This window comes from Thermococcus celericrescens (genome assembly GCF_001484195.1).
Taxonomy (GTDB): domain Archaea; phylum Methanobacteriota_B; class Thermococci; order Thermococcales; family Thermococcaceae; genus Thermococcus; species Thermococcus celericrescens.
Map to the genome: position 1 here is coordinate 1 of NZ_LLYW01000058.1, position 10,371 is coordinate 10,371.

At 56.5% G+C, this 10,371-nt stretch carries 14 protein-coding genes; 8 read left to right on the top strand and 6 right to left on the bottom strand.

Annotated elements, in window-relative coordinates; all coding sequences use genetic code 11:
- From APY94_RS12530 to APY94_RS12540, 3 genes are all read left to right on the top strand, one after another.
- On the top strand, positions 1 to 541 hold a 541-nt coding region (locus APY94_RS12530; protein ID WP_058939935.1), incomplete at its 5' end, for an ABC transporter ATP-binding protein.
- Positions 542 to 625: 84 nt separating this feature from the next.
- Complete coding sequence (locus APY94_RS12535) at positions 626 to 1,531, top strand: Mrp/NBP35 family ATP-binding protein (RefSeq protein WP_058939936.1); 906 nt, start codon at positions 626 to 628, stop codon at positions 1,529 to 1,531.
- An 83-nt stretch (positions 1,532 to 1,614) separates the two neighbouring features.
- On the top strand, positions 1,615 to 2,982 hold the full coding sequence (locus APY94_RS12540) for a hypothetical protein (RefSeq protein WP_058939937.1): 1,368 nt from the start codon (positions 1,615 to 1,617) through the stop codon (positions 2,980 to 2,982).
- Here the strand turns inward: APY94_RS12540 and APY94_RS12545 are convergent.
- From APY94_RS12545 to APY94_RS12560, 4 genes are all read right to left on the bottom strand, one after another.
- The gene (locus APY94_RS12545) at positions 2,966 to 3,700 is read right to left on the bottom strand and encodes a DUF2110 family protein (RefSeq protein ID WP_058939938.1); all 735 of its coding nucleotides are present in this window, start codon (positions 3,698 to 3,700) and stop codon (positions 2,966 to 2,968) included. The genes APY94_RS12540 and APY94_RS12545 overlap by 17 nt on opposite strands.
- Before the next feature lie 36 nt (positions 3,701 to 3,736).
- The gene (gene tfe / locus APY94_RS12550) at positions 3,737 to 4,273 is read right to left on the bottom strand and encodes a transcription factor E (protein ID WP_058939939.1); all 537 of its coding nucleotides are present in this window, start codon (positions 4,271 to 4,273) and stop codon (positions 3,737 to 3,739) included.
- Between the two features lie 143 nt (positions 4,274 to 4,416).
- Positions 4,417 to 4,704, bottom strand: a complete 288-nt coding sequence (locus APY94_RS12555) for a hypothetical protein (RefSeq protein WP_058939940.1) — start codon at positions 4,702 to 4,704, stop codon at positions 4,417 to 4,419.
- Positions 4,705 to 4,863: 159 nt separating this feature from the next.
- Positions 4,864 to 5,754 carry an ADP-dependent ribose-1-phosphate kinase gene (locus APY94_RS12560; protein WP_058939941.1) on the bottom strand — a complete coding sequence of 297 codons (891 nt, stop codon included), beginning with the start codon at positions 5,752 to 5,754 and terminating at the stop codon, positions 4,864 to 4,866.
- 110 nt (positions 5,755 to 5,864) lie between these two features.
- Between APY94_RS12560 and APY94_RS12565 the strand changes: the two genes are divergently transcribed.
- Complete coding sequence (locus APY94_RS12565; RefSeq protein WP_058939942.1) at positions 5,865 to 6,458, top strand: hypothetical protein; 594 nt, start codon at positions 5,865 to 5,867, stop codon at positions 6,456 to 6,458.
- Here the strand turns inward: APY94_RS12565 and APY94_RS12570 are convergent.
- Entirely contained in the window at positions 6,448 to 6,723 is a 276-nt protein-coding gene (locus APY94_RS12570; RefSeq protein ID WP_058939943.1) for an acylphosphatase, read from the bottom strand. The genes APY94_RS12565 and APY94_RS12570 overlap by 11 nt on opposite strands.
- Positions 6,724 to 6,793: 70 nt before the next feature.
- Here APY94_RS12570 and cutA point away from each other — a divergent pair, with 70 nt between their 5' ends.
- Positions 6,794 to 7,105: a divalent-cation tolerance protein CutA gene (gene cutA / locus APY94_RS12575; RefSeq protein ID WP_058939944.1), complete on the top strand. Its 312-nt coding sequence runs from the start codon at positions 6,794 to 6,796 to the stop codon at positions 7,103 to 7,105.
- Positions 7,102 to 7,689: an endonuclease dU gene (locus tag APY94_RS12580; RefSeq protein ID WP_058939945.1), complete on the top strand. Its 588-nt coding sequence runs from the start codon at positions 7,102 to 7,104 to the stop codon at positions 7,687 to 7,689. The genes cutA and APY94_RS12580 overlap by 4 nt, the downstream gene beginning before the upstream one ends.
- 91 nt (positions 7,690 to 7,780) lie before the next feature.
- Here APY94_RS12580 and APY94_RS12585 read toward each other — a convergent pair whose 3' ends face one another.
- On the bottom strand, positions 7,781 to 8,617 hold the full coding sequence (locus APY94_RS12585) for a universal stress protein (RefSeq protein ID WP_058939946.1): 837 nt from the start codon (positions 8,615 to 8,617) through the stop codon (positions 7,781 to 7,783).
- A 102-nt stretch (positions 8,618 to 8,719) separates the two neighbouring features.
- Here APY94_RS12585 and gcvT point away from each other — a divergent pair, with 102 nt between their 5' ends.
- Entirely contained in the window at positions 8,720 to 9,916 is a 1,197-nt protein-coding gene (gene gcvT / locus APY94_RS12590) for a glycine cleavage system aminomethyltransferase GcvT (RefSeq protein ID WP_058939947.1), read from the top strand.
- Positions 9,917 to 10,086: 170 nt separating this feature from the next.
- Positions 10,087 to 10,371, top strand: a 285-nt coding sequence (gene tnpA, locus APY94_RS12595; RefSeq protein ID WP_058939948.1) for an IS200/IS605 family transposase, incomplete at its 3' end; no start/stop codon positions are given.

The following is a 10,371-nucleotide window of genomic DNA, read 5'->3' on the forward strand; positions in this document are numbered from 1 at the left end:
GAGGGACGAGCTCGCGCGCCTCATCGCCTACGTCCCGCAGAGAACAGAGCCCGGGTTTATGACCGTCTTCGACACGGTGCTGCTTGGGAGGAGGCCCCACATGGGGCTGAGGCCATCAAAGAGGGACATCGAGGCTGTCAGGGCAGCCCTGAGGACGCTCGGGATAGAGAACATGGCCACCAAAACCACGAACAGACTGAGCGGCGGTGAGCTTCAGAAGGTGGGGATAGCGCGGGCCCTCGCCCAGGAGCCCAAAATACTCATCATGGACGAGCCAACGAACAACCTGGACATAAGAAGCCAGCTGGAGGTTATGAGACTCGCCAGGGGGTTCTCCAGGGAGGGAGGAACCGCGATAGTGGTGATGCACGACGTCAATCTGGCGCTGCGCTTCGCGAAGAGATTCATCTTCATGAAGGGGGGTAGGGTCGTGGCAGATGGGGGTCTTGAGGTTCTCGGCGGGGGGCTCTTCAGAGAGGTTTACGGCGTGGACGTTGAGATTGGGGAGATACGGGGCATACCCGCCGTCGTCCCCCTTTAGAGTACCCAAACCTGGGTAATACTGTCAAATTTTTGGACAAAACTTTTAAGTTCCTTAGGGCAACCTAAGCCGGAGGTGAATGAGATGACGATCAAAGCTCCCACACTCAACATAGGAGGACTGGGCGCTGACCCACTCACCCAGAGGATAAACGAGAAGCAGGAGAAGTGGACGTACAAGATAGCCGTCCTGAGCGGCAAGGGCGGCGTCGGCAAGAGCACCGTGGCGGTTAACCTCGCCACCGCTCTGGCAAAGAAGGGCTACTTCGTTGGAATACTCGACGCGGACATACACGGGCCGAACGTCGCCAAGATGCTCGGCGTTGAGGAGGCGGAGGTTCTGGCCGAGAAGATGGAGGACGGCAGGTTCGAGATGATACCGCCGACGAACGACTTCCTCGGCCAGACGACCCCGATAAAGGTCATGAGCATGGGCTTCCTCGTTCCGGACGACCAGCCGATAATCTGGCGCGGCTCACTAGTCACCAAGGCCATCAAGCAGCTCCTCGGCGACGTCAAATGGGGTTCTCTCGACTTCATGATAATCGACTTCCCGCCCGGAACCGGCGACGAGATACTGACCGTCACCCAGACCCTCAAGCTCGACGCCGCGGTTATCGTCACCACCCCGCAGGAGGTAGCGCTCCTCGACACAGGCAAGGCGGTTAACATGATGAAGAAGATGGAAGTGCCCTACATAGCGGTCGTCGAGAACATGAGCTACCTCATCTGCCCGCACTGCGGCGGCGAGATAGACATCTTCGGCAAGGGCGGCGGGAAGAAGCTCGCCGAGAAGGAGGGCGTTGACTTCCTCGGCGGCATACCCATAGACCTCAAGGCCAGGGAGGCAAGCGACGCCGGCATGCCCATAGTCCTCTACGAGGACACGGTTGCCGCCAAGGCCTTCATGGAGATAGTTGACAAGCTCGTCGAGAAGCTCGAAGCGATGAGGGGCGGGAAGGAAGCCCCGGATGAATCCAAGGAGGAGTAATCCCCCGTTATCTCCCCCTTCTTTATGGGGGGCCCTGCATTAACTTTTTAACCACCTCTGGGTATCTCATCGGGAGGGAGAGCATGAAGAGGGTTCCCGTTCTAATCGCGCTCATCCTCCTGCTGGCGGTTCCATTCGTTTCTGCCGGCGAGCTGGCATATTATCCAAACCCCGAAGCGTTCCAGGCGTTTCTGAGCTCAAATTCCACCTACACCGTCGTCCCGGGCAACGAGACATGGGCAATGGGCTGGGCATACTACGTGGACGAAAAGCTCTACACCGTCAAGCGTCATGGAAACGACACCCTGGTTCTCGTCGGCAACGTTTACAACAACGGGCTCATGGCGTCCGTCTGGAACCGGACGGGACTCCCCGCGAACGCCTCCCTTCTCCCCTCCATCGTCGTCCTCAACGGCACCGTTCTCATAACGGGCTCGGAGGACAGCATCCACCTCACGGAGAGGGCATTTGAGGGGCTGTGGAACCCTCCCAGAGGCTCGGTGGCCACATTTCTGACGCTGGTGTTCACCATAATCATCGTATTCCTGGTCCTCCTCAGCGGCGACGACAGCCACGCGGGAAGGTTCTACGCGCTGGCCGCCTCCCTCTTCCTGCTCTGGTACCTCACGGCGGAAAGACCCGGACTTACTGACGAATTCCTGACATACCTATCGTCCGCCCTAAAATTCACGGCCGGCGGCTCCCCGGACTCCCCCCTGAGCGCCATCATGGGAGCAGTCTTCAGAACGGTGCCCCCCATCGAGGAGAACATAATCTTCGTCCACTGGCTCCTTATACTCCTGATAATGTCTTTCGCGTTCTACCTGGCCCCGAGGAGGTCCCGCGAGCTGGGCTTTCTGGTCTTCGGGCTGACCTTCGTCGCCCCGATGTTCAGGGAGAGCTTCTGTGAGGTAAGCGGGGATGCCCTGGGCCTTGCGGGTTTCATGATAGCCCTCGCGATAGTGAGCAACGTGACGTTCTCGCCCGAGAAGTTGAAGGCGCTCCTCCAGACGGGGGTGCTGTCCCTGTTCACCCTCCTGGCGGTGGCGATAAACCCCTACCTCGTCCTGATGCCGCTGATATTTGTGATAGCCTTCCCCAAGAGACACCTCAGAAACTACGCGTACCTTCTCATAACCGGCATTGGAGTCTTCCTGCTCTACGGGGCCTTCGGACTGCCGCCAGGCATACCATCAAACATGGACCCCAACACGCCCGCACATGTCAGGGACTTCCTGCTGAACGGCTCCCTCACGATCACAACTGCAGTTTACGCGATCGCGGGAAGAGAAAAAGGCATAAGAATGAAGGGACAAACGGCATTTCTGTTCCTGATGACCCTGATCTACATCCCTGTGGCGCTCTTCGTGCCGGCCATGTTCCCCTACTGCTTCGTCCTGCTGGCAGCCCTCGCGGTCCGCCTAATCCACGGGCTCACTCTTCGAACTTGATAGCGCCGATGAGGGTTCCCTTCAAGTGGGGCCCTATCTCCTTGATTATGCCCGGCGCCTGGGTGCCCTTCTTGAGTATGAGGAGCGTCTCCATGAGGCCCAGCTCCTCGACGCGCCTAACGTCCCTGCCGTGGCCGGTCTGGATGAGGGCTTTCTCAACGTTCTCGCTAACCGTCCCGGTTATGAAGAGCTTGTCGTGGCCGTCGCTGAGCCAGGATTTCATGCGCCTCAGCTGAGAGTCGCTGAAGGCCAGCTCAACCTCCCTGGCACCGAACTCTACATCCCTAACGGTCACCTCGACGGGGAGGTTGTCAACCCAGCCGAACCTGCCTATCATCTCCCTGACCGGAATCTCACCGAAGGTCTCCTTCAGGTAGTAGAGGGGCAGGAGGGCATCCTTCGGCCTCGGGCTGAAGATTCCAACGTCAACGTAGGCGCCGTAGCCAACCTTCCCGAGGTCTATGAAGCGGCCGCGGTAGGTCTCTCCCTCTTTAACCGCGCTCAGCCTGTACGGAACCTCGCCGAACTCATCGCGCACCAGGTTCGCGCTTATCTCCTCGTCCTCCCCGGTAAGGGAGACCTTCACCCAGTTCTTCTTGACGGCAGAAAGCTTCCACTCAACTTCCAGATCGCCCAGAAGGGCCTTCAGTCTCCTGTCGAGTTTAAGAAAACCGCTCCTGTCACCGTAAACTTTCTCCAGAATAACCACTTCCTCCATTCTCACCATCCCCGAAGTTCATTAAAGGAAAGCCATTCAGTTGGACTTCTTTCTGGGCTTCTTCCTGAGGCCGAGTTCTATCTCAAGCTCCTCGATGCGTCTCTTAAGCTCCTCCACGACCTCTGTGTTGTCGTACTGCATGAGCATCGCGCCACATATCGGGCACTGGAACTCGTACTCCATGGCCTCGTCGAAGGTAAGCTTTGGATGACCCGGTGTGCCGCAGTGGTAGTATATCTCGCTGGTCTCCTCCTCCAGCATCTCCCTGAGCTTCTTGAGCTCCGCCATCTTTTTGGAGCGGATTATCTCGGGGAGGCGCTTGGTCTCAAGGCGCCAGTAGTAGTAATACCAGCCGGTCTCCTTGTCGCGGATGCGCTTGAACTCCGCCAGTCCCTGGTCGTAGAGCATGTAGAGAACCTTTCTCACTGTATTAACGCGTATCTCCGTTATCTCTGCAAGTTCCTCGTCCGTGGCTTCCTTCTTCTTCTCAAGAGCCTTAATTACCTCAACGGCCTCCTCGCCGCCCATGTCCATTGCAAGTTCGAGGAGCTCCTTGTTCTTCCGCCTTGCCACAGTAACGACCTCCAGAGAATATTCGATCCCCTGACTTCACGCCCACAAAGCTGTCCAATATTAAACTATGTGGACTGCACTATATATAGGTTTTTGTCATATTTCCAACCCCAATGAACAGAAAAGAACATCAGATGAGGGGGTCACTCGGTGAAGTACTCGTTGAGGAGCTCCTTTGCCGAGGGCTTGTAGAGCTCTATAACTTCTATGTGCTCTATGACGTTTCCCTCGCGGAGCTGAAGCTTGACCTTCCCGCCGTAAACCTGAAGGTCATCAAGCATACCGTATATGGCATCCTCCGCCTCCAGGGGGGTCTTGAACTTCATTATGTACTCCTCTCCCTCCGAGAGAATGAGCTTGACCCAGTACTCGTTCTTCCTCTTGAACGGACGGGTGATCTTGGGCTTGAAGTTGTCGATTATGATTTCCAAGCGCGCCACCTCCACTCTAAGGACTTTTGGCCCCTCTAAGACTTTTAGGGCACGGATTTTTAAGGGTTTCTTAACAGGAAGCTTAAAAGGAGTACATCGACAGGTATTTAAACGTTATGAAAGGGGCCCCTGCCCACGGGGAGGGGAAAAAGAGCCCGCTCAGTTTCTGCCGAAGGGCAGGTTGAGACCCACCTCCCCGGCGGCGGCTATGACGTCCTCAAGGGGCATCACCGCGCTTCTGGCTCCAACCTTCTGAACGGTGAGGTACGCCAGAAGCATCCCGAGCCTCGCGGCGTCATCCAGCCCCCATCCGTTGAGAACACCGTAGATAACGCCCGCGTCAAATGAGTCCCCGGCACCGGTGGAATCAACGACCTCCGCGCTGAGCCCCCTGATCTCATGAACGTTTCCAGAGGCGTCCCTGACCAGCGCCCCTCCTCCGTTCAGAGTAACCACGAGGTTTTTGGCCCCCGAGAGGGAAAGGTCGAAGGAACCGAACTTTCTCCGGTACTCATCCTCGTTCATCATCAGGTAATCCACCTTTCTCTCAACCTCGGGAGGAAGCTCCGCCTCGCCTATGTCGAGGGAGACCGTGATGCCCCGCGAGTTGGCAAAATTGACAACGTCCACTATCGTCTCCCTGGGGTTCGAGGAAAGGTGAACGTGCCGCGCCCTGGAGAGGTAGTTGAAATCGAGGTCTTTGAGGAGGTTCGCACCGGGGTACTTCACTATCCTCTTGTCCTCCCCTCGTATCATCGCTATGGCCACGCCCGAGGGGGCATCGACGACCCTTATTCCGCCCGTGTCAACGCCTATCCTCCTGAAGTACGAGAGGTGGGCCTCACCTATCTCATCCCTCCCGACGGCGCCGATGTAGCCCGTTCTCAGGCCGAAGTGCGCGAGCCAGCTTATGGTGTTCGCGGCCGCTCCACCGAGGCCGAAGAAAGCCTCCTCCGCGTTGACCTTCTCGTGAAATTCCGGAAAACGCTCGATGAGCATTATGATGTCGTAGTTAAGGTTCCCAATTCCCACCACATCAAAGTCCGCCATCCTCTCACCCCTACGGTGGAAGCTACGGGGCATCCGTTAATAACCTTGCGCCGCGGGGGAAAGATTTAAATATCCATTCCTACTCATATGTGGGTAAGAGGTGAACAAAAATGATGCTCATACTCGAGGCCTACTTCAAGAACTACCCCGCCAGGAGAAAGGTGGCCGAGTTCCTCTTCGAGAACGGCCTCAGCGTAAAGAATGGCAAGATATACCTCCGGAACGTCGAGGTTCCAATAAGCGAGCTCGCCAGGATAATCGGGGTCAACAGGAAGATAGTCTACCACACCATCGAATACATAGAGAAGACCTACCCTCTAAAGCTGATCTTCGCGAAGCTGAACCCGCTGCCGAGCCTCATCGACGTCGCCCCGCTGATGGGATGGGAAGTCCTCGAGATAGAGCTGGACAAGGAGAAGTACCTCCAGGGTTTCTCACAGGTGCTCGGGCTCCTCCACCAGAACGGGGTTCCCGTCATGGAGGTCTTCAGCAGGAACCTCCGCGAGGAGCCGACGAAGCTCTACATAGTCATTGACGGAACGCTCCCCGTCGAGGTCTTCGTGAGGATCAAGGAGATGCAGGGCTTCAGGAAACTCATACTCCACACGCCCGAGAAGGATAAGGAGAAGTACGTCTGCAACTACTGCGAGGTCAAGTACTGCCCCAAGAGGATCCTGATGGAGCGTCTCGCCGCTACCCAGTGACCCTGAACCCCTCAAGCCCCTCCGGTTCTTCCCATTTTACCTCCACACGGGTTACCCTCGCGAGGGCCGACCCCTGGTGTGCCCATCCTATCAGGGCTTCGACCCTCTCCTCGTCCCCCTCCACAACGGCCTCAACAGTGCCGTCGGGCAGGTTCCTCACCCACCCGCTGACGCCGAGCTTCCTCGCCTCCCTCTGCATGCCCCAGCGAAAACCAACCCCCTGAACGCGCCCGTGGATTCTAAGGTGCGCCCTCACCCGTTCCATACCACATCCCGTCCTTACTACTCCCGCAACCGATTTAAGCTTATCCGTTGAGCTTAAGACGGGTGGGAGGATGGAGATGATACTAGTTTACACAACCTTCCCCGACTGGGAGAGCGCCGAGAAGGTGGTGAAAGCCCTCCTTGAGAGAAAGCTCATCGCCTGCGCCAACCTCAGGGAGCACAGGGCGTTCTACTGGTGGCAGGGGAAGATCGAGGAGGACACCGAAGTCGGCGCCATACTCAAGACAGAGGTCGAGAAGTGGAGGGAGCTGAGGGACGCCATCAAAGAGATGCACCCGTACGAGGTTCCCGTGATAGCCAGGATAGAGGTGGACAAGGTAAACGATGAATACGCGGAGTGGCTCGAGAAGGTGCTGTCATGATAAGGAAGGTCAAGCCCCAGATACGCGTCGTTGGGTTTGACGATGGGACGTTCTCTTTCTCTTCCAAACTCCAGCGGGAGAAAACGATTCTGATAGGCGTCGTCATGAAGGGCTCCCAGGAGGTTGTTGGCGTTCTCTCGCGCTGGATAACCGTCGACGGAAAGGACGCCACGGAGGCCATGATAGACGCCATCAGCTCATCCAGATTCAAAGATTTGAGACTGATTCTCCTTAAGGGCATAACCTACGCCGGCTTCAACGTCGTTGACCTGGAGGAGCTCCACAGGGAAACGGGACTGCCGGTTATAGTAGTCGTTCGGAAGAGACCGGACATCGGGGCGATGGAGGCCGCGCTCAGGAAACACTTCCCCGATGCGGAGGAGAGGCTCGGGCTTCTTAAAAAGGCACCCCCACTGGTTGAGATGATACCCGAAAAGCTCTATTTCCAGGCCGCAGGTGTGGACGAGAAGACCGCGGTCGAGATAATCCGGGCCACCACGAGGACCGGCCTAACCCCCGAACCCCTCCGGCTGGCACACATGATAGCCTCCGCGGTGATGACCGGCGAGAGCAAGAGGGAGTAGATTTATAAAGCGAAAATTGGAGAAAAGAACGACCGATGATGGCAACAGGGTAGCTACCGAATCCTGATGTGGAAGCCGTTCCAGACTGAGGTCAATCACACGGAACCAGCAGCACAGGAACTTTTGAGTCCCTTATGACACGCTCCGCAGTGCTGCCAAGGAGTAGGTCTTTGATGAAGCTCCTTCCCTTCTTGCCGATGACTATGAGGGTCGAGTTCTTGGCGAGCGACGTCCCTATTATCGCCTGGCTCGCCGAGCCCACCATCACCTCTGCCTCGAACCCCGCCCTCAGTCCCCTCGCGGACTTCTCGAGGTTCTTCTTCGCCAGCTCTATGTTGTGCTCCAGCTCGTCCATGCTGCCATAGTCAACCGAGTGCAGAAGGAGCCCGCTCTCCACCAGCTCCTCAAACTTCCGGACGGTCTTGAGAACCTTTATAGAGCAGTTTGAGAAGTCCAAAGTCACCAGTGGACGCCTGAAGACCTCGGAACAGTCCCCTGACAGCTCAAATTTACCGTCTCTGTTGACGTACTTGAGGAGCAGGACCGGCCGCTTCGTGGCCCTCGCAAGGTTCGAGGCGGTGCTTCCGACGAACATCGTCCTCCATATGTTCTCTCCCATGCTGGGAATGACCACTAGATCCACTCCCTTCTCCTCGGCGGCCTCGGCTATTTCCATCGAAGGGATTCCTATCCTCACAATCGCCTCGACCTTCACACCGTCCCCCTTGAGCTCCTCAGCCAGCCCCTCCAGCCTCTCGCGATACACGTCCTCGAGTTCAAAGGCCTCGAACTCGGCTATGGTTATATCGACGACGTGGATGAGGTAGAGCTCCCTAACACCCATGGAAATGAGCTTGGGGATGCAGGTGCGCAGGGCGTGTATGGACACGTCCGAAAAGTCGGTCGGGTACAATACCTTCTCAAACATCTCGAACACCCCAGTATTAATTTGGACGTTGATGCTTATTATCGTTGCCCATGTATTGGAAAGGGTTATAACGCCCCGATTGAAGTTTGAACGGTGATAGCTATGGTCAAGAGGGTCCACATATTCGACTGGCATAAGGAGAATGCCAAGAAGGTCGAGGAGTTCGCTGGCTGGGAGATGCCCATCTGGTACTCCAGCATAAAGGACGAACACCTCGCCGTTAGAAACGGCGTCGCAATCTTCGACGTCTCTCACATGGGCGAGTTCATCTTCCGCGGGAAGGACGCCCTCGAGTTCCTCCAGTACGTCACGACCAACGACATCTCAAAGCCCCCCGCCATAAGCGGAACCTACACCCTCGTCCTCAACGAGAGGGGAGCGGTTAAGGACGAAACTCTGGTCTTCAACATGGGGAACGACACATACATGATGGTCTGCGACAGCGATGCCTTCGAGAAGCTCGAGGCCTGGTTCAACGCGATAAAGCGCGGAATCGAGAAGTTCGGTGAGCTTGACCTCGAGATAGAGAACAAGACCTACGACATGGTCATGTTCTCAATCCAGGGTCCGAAGGCGAGGGACCTAGCCAAGGACCTCTTCGGCATCGACATCAACGAGCTCTGGTGGTTCCAGGCAAAAGAGGTTGAGCTCGACGGAATTAAGATGCTCCTCTCAAGGAGCGGCTACACCGGCGAGAACGGCTGGGAGATTTACTTCGAGGACGCCAACCCCTACCACCCGGACGAGAGCAAGCGCGGAAAGCCGGAGAAAGCTCTCCACGTCTGGGAGAGAATCCTCGAGGTCGGAGAGAAGTACGGCATAAAGCCGGCCGGACTCGGTGCTCGCGACACCCTCAGGCTTGAGGCCGGCTATACCCTCTACGGAAACGAGACCAAGGAGCTCCAGCTCCTCAGCACCGACATCGACGAGGTTACTCCCCTCCAGGCCAACCTCGACTTCGCCATCTTCTGGGACAAGGAGTTCATAGGCAGGGATGCCCTCCTCAAGCAGAGGGAGCGCGGCCTCGGAAGGAAGATGGTGCACTTCAAGATGGTCGACAAGGGCATCCCAAGGGAGGGTTACAAGGTCTACGCGGACAGCGAGCTCATCGGCGAGGTCACCAGCGGAACCAGCTCCCCGCTCCTCGGAATCGGCATAGGAATAGCATTCGTGAAGGAGGAGTACGCCAAGCCAGGCGTCGAGCTGGAGATAGAGATAAGGGGCAAGCCCAAGAAGGCCGTAACCGTTGCTCCGCCCTTCTACGACCCCAAGAAGTACGGGGCCTTCAGGGAGGAGTGATTCTTCCTCTTCTTTTCTCCAAAAACCTTTTAGGTAATGGGGGCGTTACTTTTTTCTTTTGAAAGCCTCGCTCTTTAGGGCGGGGATGCAGTAATCGAAAGACCCGCCTGAGGGCAGGAAAGCGAAAAACATTTAAGCAATAAAACACACCATACATTAAGGGGTTCACAATGAAGCCTGAATCACCGAGAATCAAGAGGACAAGACATGCAAAACACTTCTTAACCTATCACTTTGTCTGGATACCAAAATACGGGAGGGACATTCTCGTTGGAAAAGTCGCTGAAAGGCTCAAAGAAATGCTCAAGGAATACTCCCAAGAAATCGGGTGTGAGGTCATTGCACTCGAAGTAATGCCAGACCACGTTCACGTTTTCCTCCAGGCAAAGCCAAACCTCTCGCCGGCCCAAATAGTGAACCACCTGAAGGGCAAAACCGCCAGAAAACTCCTTCAA